3 protein-coding genes are annotated in these 21,064 nt (G+C 68.6%); all 3 read left to right on the forward strand.

Annotated features, from left to right (window positions below):
• Positions 1-75 precede the first annotated feature (75 nt).
• From BT264_RS18680 to BT264_RS18690, 3 genes are read left to right on the forward strand one after another with little or no spacing between them, the layout of a single operon-like run.
• Positions 76-4,491, forward strand: coding sequence for a beta-ketoacyl synthase N-terminal-like domain-containing protein (locus BT264_RS18680; RefSeq protein ID WP_072439727.1), 4,416 nt, complete (start codon positions 76-78; stop codon positions 4,489-4,491).
• Positions 4,488-7,811 carry a type I polyketide synthase gene (locus BT264_RS18685; protein WP_072439725.1) on the forward strand — a complete coding sequence of 1,108 codons (3,324 nt, stop codon included), beginning with the start codon at positions 4,488-4,490 and terminating at the stop codon, positions 7,809-7,811. The genes BT264_RS18680 and BT264_RS18685 overlap by 4 nt, the downstream gene beginning before the upstream one ends.
• On the forward strand, positions 7,808-21,064 hold the full coding sequence (locus BT264_RS18690; RefSeq protein ID WP_072467046.1) for a hybrid non-ribosomal peptide synthetase/type I polyketide synthase: 13,257 nt from the start codon (positions 7,808-7,810) through the stop codon (positions 21,062-21,064). The genes BT264_RS18685 and BT264_RS18690 overlap by 4 nt, the downstream gene beginning before the upstream one ends.

Raw genomic sequence — 21,064 nt, forward strand, 5'->3', positions numbered from 1 at the left:
CAACAAGCAAGCTTGGCGGGATCGCCGCAACTGGTCCTGATGAATTCAACGTTTGGCAGACAACGAAGGTTGAGTATGCTTCCCGATACAAAATTCAGGACTGTTACAGAAATATTGATATTTCGCGGCAAGGTCGAACCGGAGAAGACGGCATTCATTTTTCTCGAGAACGGCGAATCGGAACTGACTCGGCTCACGTTCGGCGACCTGGACAAGCGGGCTCGCGGCATCGCCGCCAGGCTGCAAGGCATGGCGCAACCGGGCGATCGCGTCCTGCTGGTCTATCCGCCCGGACTGGAATTCATCTGCGCATGGGTGGGATGCCTGTATGCCGGCCTGATCGGCGTGCCTGCCTATCCTCCGCGCAGGCATCGTCCCGCGGATCGTCTCAAGGCCATCGTCGCCGACGCCGGGCCGGTCGTCGCGCTGACCGACGCAGCCACGCTCGACGGCATGGTGCATCGCGCGGACGGCTATTCCGACACGCTGGAACTGAAGATCCTGGCGACGGACCGGAGCTTCGACGCACCGGCCGAACAATGGCGCGCACCGGAAATCACGCCGCAGACGCTGGCGCTTCTGCAATACACGTCAGGCTCCACCGGTACGCCAAAAGGCGTGATGATCAGCCACGCGAACATCCTGAGCAATATGGCGGTCATCGCCGAGGCGAGCGATGCCGATGCGTCGACGGTATTCGTCAGCTGGCTCCCGGTGTTTCACGACATGGGGTTTTTCGGGAAGGTGCTGCTGCCGATCTATCTCGGTGTGCTGTCGGTGCTGATGGCGCCCGCGGCGTTCGTGCAGAAGCCCATCCGCTGGCTGCAGGCAATCACGAAGTATCGCGGCACGCATTGCGCCGCGCCGGATTTCGCGTATGACCTGTGCGCGCGCAAAATATCCGATGAAGCCCGCGCGCAGCTGGATCTGAGCAGCTGGCGGGTCGCATTCAACGGCGCGGAACCGGTGCGCGCGGAGTCGGTGGCACGTTTTTCGCGCGCATTCGCCGCGTGCGGCTTCCACGCGCAAACCATGCGCCCCGTCTACGGCATGGCCGAGGCGACCTTGTTCATCTCCGGTCAGCCGGCACGCTCGCTGCCGCTCGTGGCGGACTACGACGCCGACGGCCTGGCACGAGGCGTGGCGACGAGAAGCGACCGCGGCAAGCGCCACGCGCTGGTCTCATGCGGTCGGACCTGGGCGGAGCACCGCCTGCAGATCGTGAATCCGGATACCGGTGAGCGCTGCCCGCCCGACCGGATCGGCGAAATCTGGTTGACGGGCCCGAGCGTCGGCGTCGGCTACTGGAACCGCGTCGAGGAAACGGAGCACACCTTTCGCGCGAAGCTGGATGGCGATGACGCGCGTTACCTGCGCACCGGCGATCTCGGCTTCGTCGATGGCGATAACCTCTTCGTCACCGGCCGTTTGAAAGACCTCATCATCGTCGCCGGCCGCAATCACTACCCGCAGGATCTCGAGCAATCCGCCGAAGGAAGCCACCCCGCGCTGGCGCCCAACGCGTCGGCGGCTTTCTCGATCAACGTCGATGACGTGGAGCGGGTCGTTATCGCATGCGAAGTGCGCCGGGAAGCGCTCAACACCCTGAACGCGGAAGCCGTCGCCGCGGAGATCCGGCGCAAGCTCGCCGAAGAGCATGACGTCGATCTGTATGCGGCGATCCTGTTGAAGCCCGCCACGATCCTGCGCACGTCCAGCGGAAAAATCCAGAGGAGCCGAATCAGACAGGCATTCCTCGATGAACAGGGGCTCGCGATCGCAGGCGAGTGGCGGCGTTCGTTTTCCCCGGAGGCCGCGCCCTCCACCGCCGCGGCACGCGACACGCAAGCGCTGGTGCAATGGTGCGTCGAGCGTGTCTCGCGACTGTCGGGAATCGATTCCGGCAATATCGACCCCGACGCGCCGTTCAGCATCTATGGGCTCGATTCGAAGGACGCCATCATGCTCTCGGGCGAGTTGCAGGACTGGCTCGGGCTGCCGGTTTCCCCTACCGTCGTCTACGATTTTCCGAGTATTGCCCTGCTCGCGCGCCATTTGAGCGGCACCGGGAATGCCATGCCGGACCAGGCGCCCGGTTCGGCCGAAGCACGCGCGGATATCGCCATCGTCGGCATGGGATGCCGTTTCCCCGGCGCCAGTCATCCCGACGCATTCTGGCAGCTTCTGCAGGAGGGCCGGGACGCGGTCGGCGCGTCGCAGCAGCGCGCCGGCGGCCTTCCGCCCACCGGACTGCTGGAACAGGTCGATCTGTTCGATGCGGCGTTCTTCGGCATCAGCGCCCGCGAAGCCGAATCGATGGATCCGCAGCAGCGTCTGCTTCTCGAGGTTGCGTGGGAGACGCTCGAGCATGCGGGGATCGCGCCCCGGAGTCTCGCCGGCGGACGCACCGCGGTCATCGTGGGCATCAGCAATTCGGACTACATCCGTCTGGCGCAGGAAGAAGTCGCGGATGTCGGCCCTTATGTCGCGACCGGCAATGCGCTCAGCGTCGCCGCCAACCGCATTTCCTACACGCTCGATTTGCGCGGCCCGAGCTGGGCGGTCGATACCGCGTGTTCGTCCTCGCTCGTCGCGGTTCATCAGGCGTGCCGCGCGCTGCAGCGCGGCGAGTCCGATGCGGCGCTTGCCGGCGGGGTCAACCTGATTCTGGCGCCGCAATTGAGCGCCTCCTTCACGCAATCGGGCATGCTTTCGCCGGACGGCCGATGCAAGGCGTTCGATGCGGCAGCCAACGGTTATGTGCGCGGCGAAGGCGTGGGCATGGTGCTGCTCAAGCGGCTCGACGATGCGCTCGAGAACGGCGACACCGTGTTCGCCGTGATCCGCGGCTCCGCGGTGAATCAGGATGGACGCAGCAATGGCCTGACCGCGCCCAACGGCCCGGCCCAGCAGGCCGTGATTCGCAGTGCGCTGCGCGATGCCGGCGTACGCGCGCAGGACATCGGCTTCGTCGAAGCGCACGGTACGGGAACGCCGCTCGGAGACCCGATCGAGTTGAACTCGCTGGCGGCGGTCCTGGGCGAATCTCGTCGGCCGGACGATCACTGCTGGATCGGTTCGGTCAAGACCAACATCGGCCATCTGGAGTCGGCGGCGGGCATCGCCAGCCTGATCAAGACCGCCCTTGCGCTACACCATCGTGCCATTCCGCCGAACCTCCATTTCCGGTCGATCAATCCTCAAATCGCGCTCGACGGCACGCCCTTCCGTATTCCGCAGCAGGTCACGCGCTGGCATTCGGAACACGGGCCGCGCATGGCCGGCGTGAGTTCGTTCGGCTTCGGCGGCACCAATGCGCACATGATCCTGTCCGAAGCGCCGGGGCCCGCGGAGATCGAAGCCGACTCGGCGGCGCCCGCGGCGCGCGTCGTGACGCTTTCCGCGCGCACGCCCGAAGCGTTGCAAGCGCTGGCGGCGTCGTATGCGGCGTATCTCGACGCCCATCCCGAGGTGCGCGTGCGGGATGTCGCGTTCACGGCAAATACCGGGCGCACCCATTTCACGCGGCGAGCGGCCATCGTCGCATCGAGTCTCGATACGTTGCGTTCGCAACTGGACGCCGTTTCGGCCGGCGAGCCCGCCGAAACACCGCCTGCGGTGACCTTCCACTTTTGCGCCGACGACGGCGGCAGCGCCGACGCGGTTCGGCAATTGCGTTCAGCCAGCCCCGCCTTCGGCGCGCTGATGCAGCGGCAATCCGACGCGCCCGGGCACGTCTCCACCGAGGCCGGGTTCACGGCATTCCAGCGCGCGCTGGCGCAACTGTGGATGTCCTTCGGCATTGCGCCGCTCGCCGTCAGCAGCACGGGCGACGGGCATCGCGCCGCAGCCTCGCTGGCGGGCGTGCCGCAGGTGCCGGACGGCGGTGCGGCGGGAAACCCCGGCATCGTGATCGAAATCGGCGCGCACACGGCCGCATGGGACACGATCCTTCACACGCTCGCCGAGCTCTACGTACGCGGCGCGTCCATCAACTGGGATGCCGTGGAGCAGGACGCACCGCGCCGCCGGCTCGCCCTGCCGACCTACCCGTTCGAGCGTCGCGGCTTCTGGATCAGTCCACGCGCGCCTCGGCATCCGTTGCTCGGGCGCCTCATGGAGCCGCACGCGCATGCGCCGGCCACGTGGATCTGGCAGTCGCGTCTCGATGCTCCGGCAACCATCTTTCTCAGCGGTCATCGCGTCAAGGGATCGCCCGTGCTGCCCTATTCCGCCTACGTGGAAATGGCGCTGGCGGCAACTTCGGAAATCGGCGCCGCCAGCCATACCACGTTGAAGGACCTCGCACTGCATGCGCCGTTGCCGCTGCATCCGCATGAATCGTGCACCGTGCAGACCGTGCTGAGTCGCCAGTCCTGGGGACCGTTTTCGTTTGCCGTCTATCACCGGATCGAGGACACCAGCGCCGCCGCGACATGGCAGATGTGCGCGAGTGCCGAAATTCACGAATCGGATCGGAGCCACGCATGAAATTCGGCCTGATGTTCTTCGCCAGCAGTGAAGAGGCGCTGTCCGGCAACAAGTACCAGCTCGTGATGGAAAGCGCGCGTTTCGCCGATGCGAACGGGTTTTCCAGCGTCTGGGTGCCGGAGCGCCATTTCACCGAATTCGGCTCGCTGTACCCGAATCCCGCTGTCCTGCACGCCGCGCTTGCCGCTGCCACCCGACGCGTGAAGCTGGTCGCAGGCAGCGTGGTCGCAGCGCTGCACAACCCGATCCGGATCGCGGAAGAATGGTCCATGGTGGACAACCTGTCGAACGGCCGCGTGGGCGTGTCGTTCGCGTCCGGATGGAATCCGGACGACTTCGTGTTCGCGCCGGACAAATACGCGACCCGGCAGGACGACATGCTGACCACGATGCGCGCCGTCCAGCATCTGTGGCGCGGCGGGTCGCTGGATGCGAAGAACGGCGTCGGCAAGCCGGTGCAGTTGCGCATCTATCCGACGCCGGTGCAGCCGGAACTGCCCGTCTGGGTGACTGCCGCGAGCAATCCGCAGACCTTCGTGCGCGCCGGCGAAGTCGGCGCCAACCTGCTGACCCACGTGCTCGACCAGGATCGGGACCAGCTCGCGCACAAGATCGCCCTCTACCGCGACGCGCGCGCAAAGCATGGCTTCGATCCGGCGGCCGGCACCGTGTCCGTGATGCTGCACACGTTCGTCGGCGACGATGCGGCGCGGGTGCGCGAGCAGGCGCGCGCGCCGTTCTGCAACTACATCCGCAGCAATATCGGGCTGTTGAACGGGCTGGCGCAGAGCCGCGGCCAGTCGGTGGACGTGCGCGCGATGGGCGCGCGCGAACTGGACGAGTTCGTCGAGTTTCTCTATGAACGCTTCGCGCAATCGCGCGGCCTCATCGGCACGCCGGAAACCTGCGTCGAACTGGTGCGGGATCTCGAGTCGATCGGCGTGGACGAAGTGGCCTGCCTGCTCGATTTCGGTCCGCCGGTCGAGCTGATCCTCGGCAATCTTCCGCAGTTGCGTCGACTACGGGAGATGTGCGCCCCCATGCGATCCGCCGCGCCGACGAGATTCGATGCCGCCGAGGTGCAGGCCCGCTGCACCGAAACGACTTCGGGCGCCGACTTCAATGGCGAAATCCGGCAGCACGGCGTGCAGATCGACGGCGTGTTCAACGCAATCCAGCAGATCTGGCGCACGGCCGGTGAGGCGCTGGGGAAAATCAGCCTGCCGGCGGACGCGCTGGCATCGTCGCAATACCAGGTGCACCCCGCTTTTCTCGACGCGTGCAGCCGCGTGCTCGCCGCCGCTATCGATCCGGACGCGCTGGAGGCAGGCGACCTGTACCTGCCCAGTTCGATCGGCGCGGTACGGGTTCATCAGCCGCCGTCGTCAGCGGATGCGTGGAGTCACGCCACGCTGCGCAAGCCGAGCGGGCAAGGCGCGCTGGAGGGCGATATCCGCGTCCATGACCTCGCCGGGCGACCGCTGATCGAGATCGATGCGCTGCGGTTGCAGCATGTGCGTTCCGGGCGAACCGTCGAGCGGCACGACTTGTCCGCGCTGCTTTATCGGCGCGTCTGGAGACCGTCGAGCGTCGACGCGGCAACCGGCGGTTCGGCGCAGGGCGAGTGGCTGATTCTCGCGGACCGTGGCGGCGTCGGCGCGCAACTGTCGGCTCTGCTGGAAAGCGCGGGCGATACGTGCACGCTGCGCTTCGCCGACGCGACGCCGGAACTGTCCGCGCTCGACCGGCCGCTGAAGGGCATCATTCACCTGTGGAGTCTCGATCTCGCGCCCGCCGACATCGCGTCGCGACGGCGTGCCAGCGCGAGCGTGCTGCAACTGGTCAGGGCGCTCGCGTCACGCGCACCGGCAGCCCGGCAGGCGCGTCTGTGGCTGGTGACGTCGGGTGCGATGAATGTACTGGACGGCGAATCGACCGCCGTCGCGCAGGCCCCCCTGTGGGGATTGGGCCGCGCGATCGCCGTGGAGCATGCGGCGATGTGGGGCGGACTGGTCGACCTCGATCCCGCACAGCCGTCAGCGGCGCACATCGTGCAAGCGGTACAGGCCGGCGGCCGTGAAGACATGATCGCGTTTCGCCGCGGACAGCGCTACGTCGCGCGTATCGCCCGCGACGATCGCGAATTCGTCAGCCACCGGCCGATCCGGTTCCACCACGACGCGACCTATCTGGTGACCGGCGGGCTCGGCGGGCTCGGCCTGCGGCTCGCGTCCTGGCTCGCCGCCAACGGCGCCGGCAAAGTCGTACTGCTCGGGCGCGGCGCGCCCTCCCCGGCAGCCGAGAAAATCCTGCGGACGCTCGACGCACAGTTCGTTCGCGCCGACCTGTCGCGTCGCGAGGACGTCGCGCAAGCGCTCGGCGAAATCGCGCATTCGATGCCGCCGCTCAAGGGGGTCTTTCACCTCGCCGGCGCGCTCGACGATGCGCTGCTGACGCGCCAGGACGACGACTTCTTCCATCGCGCCGGTAGCGGCAAGGCCGACGGCGCCTGGTATCTGCACGAGCTGACGGCCGACTTGCCGCTCGACCATTTCGTCCTGTTCTCGTCGATGGCCGCGCTGATCACCATGCCGGGCCAGGGCAACTACGCGGCGGCGAACAGCTTCCTCGACGCCCTCGCGCAGCATCGGCACGCGCAGGGGAAACCGGGGCTCAGCGTCAATTGGGGGCCGTGGGCGGACATCGGTCATGCCGCCACCGACTACGGACGGCGCGCGCACGAACAACTGGCTGCGCTCGGCGTCGGCACGCTGCCGCCCGAACTGGCCATCGCGACGCTGGAACGGCTGATGGCGTCGGGCATCGCCCAGTCCGGGGTGGCGCGCATCGACTGGCCGACCCTGTTCCGGGTCGATGCGCCGGCCGCCGGGTCGGCGCTGTTTTCCGAACTGTCGCAACCGGCCGCGCAGCCTGCGCAGCAAGAGACGGCATTGCTGCGCCAGCTGCATGCGTGCGCGCCGCGCGAGCGGATCGAGCTCATCACCGACACGCTCGCGAAGATGCTGGCCGAGACGCTGCGGCTCTCCGGCCCCGACGCCATTGCGCCCGAGCAATCGCTGCTCGATCTCGGCCTGGATTCGCTGATCGCGCTCGAACTGACCGACCGCCTCAACAAGGTGTTCGGAAGGCCGTTTCGCGCGACGCTGTTCTTTTCCTATCCGAACCTGCAAACGCTCGCCCGGTTCGTTCTCGACGAACTGTCGCCGTCGCTCCCCGCGCCTGTCGTCGATAAAGCATCCGACGACCTCGACGAGGACGACCTTTCCGAACTGATCGCCCAGGAGATAGGCGCCCAATGAACGCCAAGGCCACGCATGCACTGAAAGCCGCGCTCGACGAACTGCGCCTGCGGCGCGCGGAAATCGCGGCGCTGCGTTCGGACCGCAACGAACCGATCGCCGTCATCGGCATGGCTTGCCGCTTCCCCGGCCGCAGCGATACGCCGGACGCGTTCTGGCAGTTGCTCGATGACGCGCGCGATGCCGTCACCGAAGTGCCGGGCGAACGCTGGGACATCGATCGCTATTACGACCCCGATCCGTCCACGCCCGGCAAGATGGCGACCCGCCACGGCGCCTTTCTCGAACGCGTGGATCAATTCGACGCGGCGTTCTTCGGGATCGCGCCGCGCGAAGCGACCTACCTCGATCCGCAGCAACGGCTCCTGCTCGAAGTGGCCTGGGAGGCGCTCGAGAACGCCCATCTCGCGCCCGAGCGCTTCCGGCAGTCCGCCACGGGCGTGTACGTCGGCATTACCTGCTTCGATCATGCGATCCAGGTGTCCAATGCGTCGATGCCGTCGAGCAGCTACGCCGGCACGGGCAGCGCGCTGAACATGGCCGCGGGCCGGCTGTCGTTCGTGCTGGGCCTCACCGGCCCGAGCATGGCGATCGATACCGCCTGCTCGTCGTCGCTGGTCTGCCTGCACCTGGCCTGCGAAAGCCTGCGCTCGCGCGAAAGCAACATGGCGCTCGCGGGCGGCGTCAACCTGATGCTGTCGCCCGAGGTGATGGTCAGCTTCTCGCAAGCGCGCATGCTGTCGCCGGACGGACGCTGCAAGACCTTCGACGCGGCGGCGGACGGCTATGTGCGCGGCGAAGGGTGCGGCATGGTGGTGCTCAAGCGCCTCGCCGACGCGCTCGCCGACGGCGACCGGGTGCTCGGCATCGTGCGCGGCACGGCGGTCGACCAGGGCGGCGCGGGCGGCGGGCTGACCGTTCCGAGCCGCGATTCGCAGGAACGGGTGATCCGCCGCGCACTGAACCAGGCCGGCCTCGCGCCCGGCGACGTCTCCTATGTCGAGGCCCACGGTACCGGGACGTCCCTCGGCGACCCGATCGAGGTCGAAGCGCTGGCCGGCGTCTACGGCCCCGGGCGCGCGGCGACCGAGCCGCTCGTGATCGGTTCGGTCAAGACCAATATCGGGCATCTGGAATCGGCCTCCGGCATCGCCGGCCTGATCAAGGTCCTGCTGTCGTTCGAGCACGACCGGATTCCGGCGCACCTGCATTTCACGCAGCCCAATCCGCATACGCCGTGGCAGGACATTCCAATCCGTGTCGCGGCCGATCCGGTCGCATGGCGGCGCGGGGAACGCAGGCGAATCGCCGGGGTGAGCGCGTTCGGGTTCAGCGGCACCAATGCCCACGCGATCGTCGAGGAACCGCCCGTCGCGCCGGCGCACGCCGCGCAGCGCGGGCTGCTGTTGCTGTCGGCCAAATCGGAAGCGGCGCTGGCAGCGCTCGCGCAACGCTACGAGCGCGCGATCGCCGGCGCGACGCCGCGGGAGCTGGCCGCCATCTGCCGCGCCGCCGCCACCGGACGGAGTCACTATCCGTTTCGCGCGGCCTATGTGTCGGGCGTGAGGGAAGCGTCGGCGGCCGCGGCGCGCACGGGCAAGGCGTTGCGCATGGGCTTCCGGTTCGGCGCGCCGGACACCGGCGTCGCGCGCGAGCTCCACGCGTCGGAACCGCTGTTCCGCGACGCGTTCGCGCGTTGCTCGGTGCCGCTGGAAGCACTCGATACCGACGCGGGCCGTTTCGCGATCCAGTTCGCGTGGGCGGAACTGTGGAAGGGATGGGGCATCCACCCGTCCGTCGTATCGGGCCACGGCATCGGCGAATATGTGGCGGCCTGCGTGGCGGGCGTCGTGAGCGTTGCCGACGCGCAGCGCCTCGTGGCCGCCCGGTCGGATGCCGAAGCGTTGCGCGCCGCACTTCAGGACACGCCGCTCGCACGGCCGTCGGTCCGCCTGATCTCCGGCTGCCTCGGTGCCGAAGTGACCGACGAGGTGACGCATCCGCAGTACTGGCTGCAGCTTGCCGGGGCGTCGGAGCAAGCCGACGCGCCGCACACGCCGGAGGGGCTCGCCGACGGCTGGCTGCCGCCGCCATGCGCCGGCGATGCACTGGAGCGCGCACTCGCGGTGCGGTACGTGCAGGGCTGGCAGTTCGACTGGAGCGCGCTGTTCCCGGCGCCCGCCCAGCCCGCCACGACCCTGCCGAACTACCCGTTCGAGCGGCAGCGCTTCAGCCTGGAGAAGATCCAGTCGCCGATCGTCGGCATGGATGCCGGCAGCATCGACGAAGCGTTGCGGCACCTCAAGTCGTCGGGCAAGTACTCGGAGGACGTACTGAACGCCTTTCCGGACCTGCTCAGGACTGCGTTCACCCCCGCCGAAACCGCCGCCCCGACCGCACCCCCGCTCTATCACGTGGTGTGGGAGCCGCAAGCCGCGTTGCCGGCGGCCCGGTTCGCCGCCGACGCGTCGCCGTGGCTGATCTTCGCGGACGAGAGCGGTGTCGGCGAGCGGCTCGCGGCGCTGCTGCGGGAGCGCGGCGCATCCTGCTCGCTGGTGCGCCCCGGCCCTGACCATGGCGCCGGCGCGGAAGCGGGCCGGCAGATCGCCCCCGAGCGGCCGGACGATTTCGTCCGCTTGCTGAACGAGACGGCCGCCCCCGGGCAGCGCATCGTCTTTCTATGGGCGCTGGACGAAGCCGTCGGCGAGACGCGCATGTCCACTGCCCTGCTGCATCTCGTGCACGCGCTGGTCGGCAGCGAGCGCGAGTGGACGCCTTCGACCCGGCCCAGGATCTGGGTAGTCACGCGCGACGCGGTGGAAGCCGGCGAAGCGCCGCACGTATCGGGGTTCGCACAGGCTGCGCTGTCGGGCCTGGCACGCGGGGCGATGATCGAGCATCCGGAATGGTTCGGAACCTTGATCGATCTCGATCCGGCCGCGCCGGAGGACGAGACGCAGGCGCTGCTTCAGGAGATGCTCGGCGAGAGCCGCGAAGAACAGGTGGCGTTGCGGCACGGCGCGCGCCATGTCGCGCGCCTGAGCCCGCTCGCGCAAGCCGAAACGGCCGCGCTGCGGGTCGAACCGGACGCGGCCTACCTGATCACCGGCGGGTTCGGCGCGCTCGGGCTGCACACCGCCCGGTGGCTGGCGGCGCGCGGTGCGGGCACGCTGATCCTGGTCGGCCGGCAAGGCGCCGCGAGCGATGAGAGCCAGCGGGCGATCGCCGAGCTGCGTGAGCGGAACGTGTCGCTGCGCTGCGAGCGCCTCGATATCGCCGACCCGGTGGCGGTCGCCGATTTTTTCGCCGCGCTCCGGCGCGACGGCGTGCCGCTGCGGGGCATCGTGCATGCGGCCGGCATCGTCGGCTACAAGCCGATCATGCAGGTCGAGCGCGAGGAGCTCGACGCGGTCCTGCAACCCAAGGTCGCCGGCGCGTGGCTGCTCCATCAGCAAAGCGAGCACTTCCCGCTCGATTTCTTCATCCTGTTCTCGTCGATCGCGTCCGCGTGGGGTTCGCGTGAGCAGGCGCACTACAGTGCCGCGAATCGATTCCTCGACGCGCTCGCGCATCATCGCCGCAGCCGGGGCCTGCCGGCCCTGAGCGTGAACTGGGGGCCCTGGGCGCAAGGCGGCATGACGTTCCCCGAGGCGGAAGCGCTGCTGCGGCGTGTCGGCATCCGTTCGCTGGCGGCGGATCGCGCGCTCGACGTGCTGGATCACCTCCCCGCCGTGCCACAGGTGGCGGTCGTCGATATCGACCTGGCGCTGTTCCAGGGCTCCTACGAGGCGCGCGGACCCAAGCCGTTCCTCGACCGCGTGCGGGTGGGCGGAAGCCCGCCGAGCGCGCCGGCGATGCCGGCGTTGAGCGGCGCATCGCCGCGCGAGCGAAAGCGCCTGCTGGCGGACAGCATCGATCGCGCGGTTGCCCAGGTGCTCGGCTACGGAGCGGGGACGCTGGATCGCGACCTCGGCTTCTTCGAGATGGGCATGGATTCGCTGATGGCGCTGGACGTGCGCACGCACCTCGAAAAAGCGCTGGGCATCCCGTTGTCGGTCGCGCTGTTGTTCGATCATCCGACGGTCAACGCCCTCGCGGATTTCCTGGCGGAACAGTCGTCCGGCGCCGCGCCGGACGCGGACGCGCACGCGGCGCCGACGCAGGCCGTGCCGGCGCAGCCGCGGCCGCGGCCGGTCGCGCCGGCCATCGAGGCCCGCGAGGCCGGCACGCCGGAACCGATCGCCATCGTCGGCATGAGTTGCCGGTTTCCGGGCGCCGCGCACGATCTCGACGCCTACTGGCGGCTGCTGAACGACGGGGTGGATGCGATCTCCGAAGTGCCGCGCGAACGCTGGGATGTCGACGCGTACTACGATCCGGATCCGGAAGCGCCGGGGCGCATGGTTTGCCGCTTCGGCGGTTTTCTCGACGACGTCGATCAGTTCGATCCGGCCTTTTTCCGTATCACGCCGCGCGAAGCGGCCGCGATGGACCCGCAGCAGCGCCTGTTGCTCGAAGTCAGTCACGAAGCGCTGGAGCATGCCGGCATTCCCGTCGACAGTCTCAAGGGCAGCCGGACCGGCGTCTTCGTCGGCATCACCACCAACGATTACGCGAACCTGCAGCTTCGCAACGGCGGCGGCAGCGGCATCGACGGCTATTTCTTCACCGGCAATCCGCTCAACACGGCGGCCGGCCGCATCTCCTATGGGCTGGGCGTGCAGGGGCCGAGCATGGCGATCGACACCGCCTGCTCGTCGTCGCTCACCGCGATCCACACCGCCAGCCAGAATCTGCGCACCGGCGAGTGCGATCTCGCGATCGCGGGCGGCGTCAACCTGATCCTGTCGCCGGACAACTCCATCGCCGTCTCGCGCACGCGGGCGCTGGCGCCGGACGGCCGCTGCAAGACCTTCGACGCGGCGGCGGACGGCTTCGTGCGCAGCGAAGGCTGCGGCGCGCTGGTGCTCAAGCGCCTGTCCGATGCGCTTGCCGCGGGCGATCGCGTGCTGGCCGTGCTGCGCGGCTCGGCCGTCAACCACGACGGCGCGTCGAGCGGCTTTACCGCGCCGAACGGACGCGCGCAGGAAGCCGTGATCCGCCAGGCGCTGGGCGGGCTTCCCGCCGCGTCCGTCGATTACGTGGAAGCGCACGGCACCGGCACCCCGCTGGGCGATCCCGTCGAGGTGCAGGCGCTGGCGACGGTGTTCGGCGAAGGCCGCGACGGGGGCCGGCGGCTGCGCGTCGGCTCGGTGAAAACCAACATCGGCCACACGGAATCCGCCGCCGGCATCGCGGGGGTCATCAAGGTCGTGCTGTCGCTGAACCACGACCGCCTTCCCGCCCACCTGCATTTCCGCCACCCGAGCCCGCTGGTGCAGTGGGACGCGCTGCCGCTCGAGATCTGCGCCGAGGCGAGCGCGTGGCCGCGCGGCGAGCGGCCACGGCGAGCCGGCGTCAGCGCGTTCGGCGCGAGCGGCACCAATGCCCACCTGGTGCTGGAAGAAGCGCCCGCGCCGGCGCGGCCGGCGACGCCGTCGAAACACAAGGTGCATCCGCTGGTGCTGTCGGCCAAGACGCCAGCGGCATTGCGAGAGCTTGCCGGGCGCTATCAGCGGCGGCTCGAAGCCGAACCCGGTCTCGATATCGCAGCCGTGGCGTTTTCGGCGGCGACCGGCCGCTCGCATTTCGCGCATCGGCTGGCGCTGCCGGTGACGTCGCTCGAGGACGCCATCGACAAGCTGCGCGCGTTCCAGGCGAAGGAACCCGCCGGCGTGGCGCGGCCCGCCCCCCGCGTGAAGATGGCATTCCTGTTCACCGGCCAGGGCTCGCAATACGCCGGCATGGGCCGCCGTCTGTACGACGCGTATCCGGTGTTCCGCGACGCCATCGACCGCTGCCGCGCGGTGGCCGATCCGTTGCTCGACAAGCCGTTGCTCGAGGTGCTGTCCGCCCAGGGCGAGGAGATTCACCAGACCGGCTACAGCCAGCCGGCCCTGTTCTCGCTGCAGTTCGCGCTCACCACGTTGCTGGCGTCGTTCGGCGTGGTGCCCGACGCCGTGATGGGCCACAGCGTCGGCGAGTACGCGGCGGCTTGCGCGGCCGGCGTCTTCTCGCCGGAAGACGGCCTGCGGCTGATCGCCGAACGCGGCCGGCTGATGCAGGCGCTGCCCCGCGACGGCGAGATGGCGGCCATTTTCACCGACCTCGCGACGGTCGAGCGCGCGATCGAGGCCTATCCGCACGATGTCGCGGTGGCGGCCGTCAACGGTCCGGCGAGCATCGTGATCTCCGGCAAGCGCGAGCGCATCGCGATGCTGGTCGACGCATTCGCCGCGCAGGACATCCGGTCCGTGCTGCTCAATACGTCGCACGCGTTCCACTCGCCGCTGGTCGAGCCGATGCTGGACCGCTTCCAGGCCGCCGCGAAAGCCGTGCACGTCGCGCGCCCGGCGATCCCGTTCTATTCGAATCTCACGGGCGCCGTGATGGACGAGGCGCCCACCGACGCGTACTGGCGCCGTCACTGCCGGGAGCCGGTGCAGTTCGCGAGCAGCGTCGAGCGCCTCGCCGAAGCCGGTTTCAACGTGCTGGTCGAAATCGGCCCCAAGCCGGTGCTCGTCAACCTGGCCCGCGCGTGCTGTGCGCCGGACGCCGGGATCCAGTTCCTTGGCCTGCAGCGGCCGCAAGTCGAGCAGCAAGCGCTGGTCGAAACGCTGTCGAGCCTGTATGCCCGCGGCGTCGATGTCGATTGGGCCCCGACCGAAACACCCGCGCCCACGCGCGTCGCATTGCCGTCCTATCCCTTCCAACGCAGCCGTACCTGGTTCCAGAAAGCGGACACGTCCATGACTCAGACAATCGCATCACCCATCGCCGCCACGCCGGCGCACAACCGTAGCGGCGAGGTTCTCGAATGGCTTCGCGGCAAGATCGGCGAATTGATCCAGGCCGATCCCGCCACCATCAACATCGACCTGCCGTTCCTGGAGATGGGCGCCGACTCGATCGTGCTGATCGAGGCCATCCGGCACATCGAGAAACAGTACGGCGTGAAGCTGGCCATGCGCCGCTTCTTCGAAGACCTGGCGACGGTGCAGGCGCTCGCCGAGTATGTCGCGGACAATCTGCCGGCGGCCGCCGCGCCGTCCGGGGCCGAGTCCGTCGCAGGGCCGTCCACGGCGGCGGTCGCGGTCGCGGTCGCGCAGTCTGCGGAGGTGCTTGCGCCGCTCGCCGCCGCCCCGGCGGAATGGGTGGCGGCCGAAGGCGGCTCCACGGTCGAGCGCGTGTTGCGGGAGCAGAATCAGCTGCTGTCCCGCGTGATGAGCCAGCAGATGGAACTGCTGCACACGTCGCTGACCGGCCAGGCCGGCGTCCGGCCGACGACGCTCGCCGCACAAGCCTTCGCGAGCACGGCGAGCGTCGCACCCGCGGCCGCGATCGCAGTCCCGGCCGCCGCGCCCGCAACGAAGCCCGCGCCTGCAACTGCGGCCGCAGCGGACGATCGGCCGCCCAAGCCGATGATGCCGTGGGGCAGCCCGGTCGAACAGCGGGCGCGCGGCTTGTCCGCCGTGCAGCAGGAGCATCTCGAAGCGCTGATCGTGCGCTACACGACGCGCACCCGGAAATCGAAGGACTCGGTGCAGGCGTCGCGCCCGGTGCTGGCCGACAGCCGTGCCACGGTCGGCTTCCGCTTTTCGACCAAGGAGATGCTGTATCCGATCGTCGGCGATCGCGCGGCCGGTTCGCGGCTGTGGGATATCGACGGCAACGAGTACATCGATTTCACGATGGGCTTCGGCGTGCATCTGTTCGGCCACACGCCGGACTTCATCCAGCAGCAGGTCACCCGCGAATGGCAGCGCCCGCTCGAACTGGGCGCGCGCTCCAGCCTCGTCGGCGAAGTGGCCGCGCGCTTTGCCCGCGTCACCGGCCTCGATCGCGTGGCGTTCTCGAACACCGGCACCGAGGCCGTCATGACCGCCATGCGGCTCGCGCGCGCCGTGACCGGGCGCGACAAGATCGTGATGTTCACGCATTCGTATCACGGCCATGCCGACGGCACGCTCGCCGCGGCGAACGCGGAAGGCGTGACGGAAACCATCGCCCCCGGCGTGCCGTTCGGTTCGGTCGAAAACATGATCCTGCTCGACTACGGCAGCGACGCCGCGCTCGAGGCCATTCGCGGCATGGCGTCGACCCTCGCCGCCGTGATGGTGGAGCCGGTGCAGAGCCGCAACCCGTCCCTGCAGCCCGTCGCGTTCCTCAAGGAATTGCGCCGCATCACCGAGGAGGCCGGCGTCGCGCTGATCTTCGACGAAATGATCACCGGCTTCCGCGTTCACCCGGGCGGCTCCCAGGCCATGTTCGGCATCCGGGCCGATCTCGCGACGTACGGCAAGATCATCGGCGGCGGCTTGCCGCTGGGCGTCATCGCCGGCACCAGCCGCTTCATGGACGCCATCGACGGCGGCATGTGGGCCTACGGCGACCACTCGTTCCCCGCCGCGGACCGCACCGCGTTCGGCGGCACGTTCTGCCAGTATCCGCTCGCGATGGCGGCCGCGCTGGCCGTGCTGGAGAAGATCGAACAGGAAGGTCCGGCGCTGCAGGCCGCGCTCAACGAACGGACCGCGCAAATCGCCGGGACGTTGAATGCGTTCTTCGCGGAGGCCGAGGCGCCGATCAAGGTCACGTGGTTCGGCTCGATGTTCCGCTTCGAATTCACCGAGAACCTCGACCTGTTCTTCTATCACATGCTCGAAAAGGGCATCTACATCTGGGAATGGCGCACCTGCTTCCTCTCCACCGCGCATACGGATGCCGATATCGACCGGTTCATCCGGGCGGTGAAGGACAGCGTCGCCGACCTGCGCCGGGGCGGTTTCATCCGGCCGCACTCGAAGCACGGCACGGTGGCCGCGCTGAGCGAAGCGCAACGCCAGCTGTGGATCCTGTCGGAAGTCGATCCCGAAGGATCGCTGGCCTACAACGTCAACACCACCCTCGAGCTGAATGGCCGGCTTGACGAGGCCGCCATGCGCGCGGCCGTCCAGGGGCTCGTCGATCGGCACGAGGCGCTGCGCACCACGTTGACGCCGGACGGGTCGGGCCAGATCGTGCATCCGTCGCTGACACTCCAGATTCCGCTGATCGACACGGACCAGGACGCGTGGCGGGACCACGAAAGCCGCCAGCCGTTCGACCTGGTGAGCGGTCCGCTGTTTCGCGCCGCGCTCGTACGCCTGGACAGCGAGCGTCACCTGCTGGTGATGACGGCCCATCACATCATCTGCGACGGCTCGACGTTCGGCATCCTGCTCGAGGATCTGGCCCGCGCTTATGCCGGTGCGGCACCGGCCGCGGCGCCGCTGCAGTTCCGCGAGTACCTGAAGCAGCTCGACGGCCAGCGCCACAGCCCGGAAACGAAAGCGAATCGCGCGTACTGGCTCGAGCAATGCGCGCGCCGGGCCGAACCGCTGAATCTTCCGTTGGACTACCCCCGGCCCGCGGTGAAGACGTTTCACGGCGAGCGCGTGTCCCTGCATCTGGACGCGGCGGAGGCCGGGTCGCTGCGCGCCGCCGCCCGTCAGAACGGCTGCACGCTCTACATGATGCTGCTCGCGGGCTTCAATCTGTTCCTGCACCGCATCGCCGGCCAGCAGGAGATCGTCACCGGCATCCCGGTGACCGGCCGTTCCGTGGCCGGCAGCGATCGCCTCGCCGGCTACTGCACGCATCTGCTGCCGCTGCGCTCCACGCTGCCCGAGCAGGCCACCGTGGCCAGCTTCCTGGCCGGCACCCGGCAGAACCTGCTCGACGCGCTCGAGCACCAGGATTATCCGTTCGCCGAGCTGGTCCGCGAAATCGGCGCGCAGCGCGATCTCAACGCCGCGCCGCTGGTATCGGCGGTCTTCAACCTCGAACCCGTGTCGGCGCTGCCCGAGCTGCCCGGCCTGACGGTCGGCCTCGTGGCCCCGCTGATCCGCTATACCGCGTTCGATCTGAACGTCAACGTGCTCGACGCGGGGCAGGAACTCCTGATCGATTGCGACTACAACACCGATCTGTTCGACGAAAGCACGGTGCAACGTTTCCTCGCCATCTACCGGACCTTGCTGATGCGTCTCACGGACGATGCGTCGGCTGCCGTTGCCCGGCTGCCGTTGCTGAGCGATGCGGAGCGGAACCTGCTGACCGTCGAATGGAACCGGACCGAGACGGATTTCGGCGATGACGCCGAACAACCGCTGCATCGGCTGTTCGAACAGCAGGTCGAGCGCACGCCCGACGCCGTCGCCGCCGTCTGCGACGACGCCTCGCTCACCTACGCCGAACTCAACCTGCGCGCCAACCGCCTTGCCCATCGCCTCATCGAACTCGGTGTCGTTCCCGATGCTCTCGTCGGCGTGGCGCCGCTAGACAACACCGACGCCCGCGTGATCGTCGTCGATCGCGACGCGCTCGAGCTCGACGCCGCGCCCGCGTCCAACCCCGCGCCTGCGCTGAGCGGCGAGAACCTCGCCTACATGATCTACACCTCCGGTTCGACCGGCCGGCCCAAGGGCGCGCTCAACACCCATCGCGCGATCACCAACCGCATCCTCTGGATGCAGCACGCCTACGCGCTCGACGCCGACGATGCCGTGCTGCAGAAAACCCCGTTCAGCTTCGACGTCTCGGTCTGGGAATTCTTCTGGCCGCTCATCGCCGGGGCGCGCCTCGTGTTCGCCCGCCCCGGCGGCCAGCGCGAGACCGACTACCTGGTCGAACTCATCGAGCGCGAACGGATCACCACGATCCATTTCGTGCCGTCCATGCTGCGCGCCTTTCTCGATCATCCGGACCTCGACGCGCACTGCGCGTCGCTGCGCCGCGTCGTGTGCAGCGGCGAGGCCCTGCCGTTCGACCTGCAGCAGCGTTGCCTCGCGCGCCTGGACACCAAGCTGTTCAACCTCTACGGCCCCACCGAGGCTGCCGTCGACGTGACCGCTTGGGAATGCCGGCGCGACGACCCGCACCGCATCGTGCCGATCGGCCGGCCCATCGCCAACACCCGCCTCTATATCGTGGACGCGCAGTTGCAGCCCGTGCCGGTCGGCGTGGCGGGCGAGCTGCTGATCGGCGGCACGCCGGTCGGACGCGGCTACCACGGCGAACCCGAACTGAGCGCCGAGAAGTTCATCGCCGATCCGTTCTCCGCCGACCCGCATGCACGCCTCTATCGCACCGGCGATCTCGCGCGCTACCGGCCCGACGGCAACATCGAGTTCCTCGGCCGCATCGACCATCAGATCAAGCTGCGCGGCCTGCGCATCGAACCCGGTGAAATCGAGGCCGCGCTGACTTCGCACCCGCTGGTCGACGCCGCCGTCGTGGCGCTGCGCGGCGTGGACGACGGCGCGCGACTCGTCGCATGGCTGTGCTCGTCGCACCCCGAAGCCGAACTGATCGAAGCGGTGCGCGGCCACCTGCGGCAGCGGCTGCCGGATTACATGGTGCCGTCCGCATTCGTCGTCGTGCCCGCGTTCGAGCATCTGCCCAACGGCAAGCTCGATCGCGCCAGGCTGCCCGAACCCGGCGACGGCCTGGACCACGTTGCGCCCGACAACGCGCTCGAAGCGCAGTTGACGGCGATCTGGCAGGAAGTGCTCGGCAAGGCGCGGATCAGCACGACCGCCAATTTCTTCGAGCTGGGCGGCAATTCGCTCTCCGCGACGAAGGTCGTCGCGCGCATCCGTCGCGATCTGCATGCGAAGCTGGAAATCCGCAGCCTGTTCGCGCACCCCACCATTTCGAGCCTCGCGAAGCGCATCGCCGATACGCAGCCGATCGATTACGCGCCGGTGACGCCGCTGCCGGCACAGGCGCACTACGAACTCTCTCCCGCCCAGACGCGGCTGTGGGTCCAGGATCGCCTCACCGCGGCGCAAGCCGGCGGGCCGCTGCCCACGTCCCTGCTGTTCGAGGGCGTGCTGGACGTGGACGCGCTCGTGCGGGCGTTCCGCGCGTTGAGCGAACGTCACGAGATCTTGCGCACGCGCTTCGTGCTGGCAGGCAATCAGCCGGTCCAGCAAGTGCTGCCGCCCGGCGAGGCCGCCTTCGCGGTCGAGGTCGTGGATCTGCAGGATGCCGAGGACCGCGATGCGCAGGCCATGTCGATCCAAGCGAGCGAACGGCTCGCGCCGATGGATCTCGCCACCGGTCCGCTCTTCCGCGTCAAGCTGCTCAGGCTCTCCGAAGTCCGTCACGTCTGCATCTGCACGATGCATCACATCGTGAGCGACGGCTGGTCCACGGAGGTGCTGCTCGACGACCTGTCGAAGATCTATGACGCGTTTGTCCAGCGTCGCGACAATCCGCTGCCCGCACTCCCGATCCAGTACAAGGATTACGCCGGCTGGCTGAACCGCCTGCTCGCCGGGCCGGACGGCGAACGCATGAAGGAATACTGGCTGACCAAGCTGGGCGGCGGCCTGCGCGCGCTGGAACTGCCGGGCGACCTCGAGCAGCCGGCCGCGCCGAGCTGGAAATCCTGGCAATTCGAACTGCCCGCCGCCGAGACGACGGCGCTGGAATCGCTCGGCAAGCGCCACGGTGCGACCTTGTTCATCGCGCTGCTGTCCGCCATCAAGGCGCTGTTCTACCGCCGTTCCGGCCAGGAGGACATCGTCGTCGGCACGCCGGTCGCGGGCCGCGAGCTGCCCGAACTCGAGTCGCAGGTCGGCCCCTACCTGAACGTGCTGGCGCTGCGCGATCGCGTCGCCGGCGACGATCGTTTCGACACGCTGCTGACCCGGGTGCGGGACACCACCCTCGAAGCGTTTTCGCACCCGCTGTATCCGCTGGATCGCTTGCTCGACGAGCTGCACATCAAGCGCGTTGCGGGGCGCAATCCGCTCTTCGACATCGGCCTGACGCTGCAGAACCAGCGACAAGGCGCCGTCGATCGCTACGCGGGACAAGTGCACATCGCCGAGCTGCCGGACCACGACCCGCAGGGCGCGGACGCGGAAGCCGCGACGGACTTCTGGTTCCTGGCCGAGCCGCGCGCCGAGGGCCTCGCGATCAGCGTCGTCTATCACGCCGGGCGGTTCAGCGAGGCCCTGGTGCAAGGCCTCGCCAACGAACTGACGTCCGTCATCGGGGAAGTGCTTGCCAATCCCGGCGTTCGCATCCGGAACCTGACCTTGGGACAACGCGCGCTGCACACCGAAGCCCGCCAGCCCACCGTCGAACTCAGCGCATTCTAA

It is taken from the genome of Burkholderia sp. NFPP32, assembly GCF_900119325.1.
In the GTDB taxonomy this organism is placed as follows: domain Bacteria; phylum Pseudomonadota; class Gammaproteobacteria; order Burkholderiales; family Burkholderiaceae; genus Burkholderia; species Burkholderia pyrrocinia_C.

Bases quoted from the DNA above. Each gene is read 5' to 3' on its own strand.
- BT264_RS18680 (WP_072439727.1), top strand. From the start codon at position 76: ATGCTTCCCGATACAAAATTCAGGACTGTTACAGAAATATTGATATTT.
- BT264_RS18685 (WP_072439725.1), top strand. From the start codon at position 4,488: ATGAAATTCGGCCTGATGTTCTTCGCCAGCAGTGAAGAGGCGCTGTCC.
- BT264_RS18690 (WP_072467046.1), top strand. From the start codon at position 7,808: ATGAACGCCAAGGCCACGCATGCACTGAAAGCCGCGCTCGACGAACTG.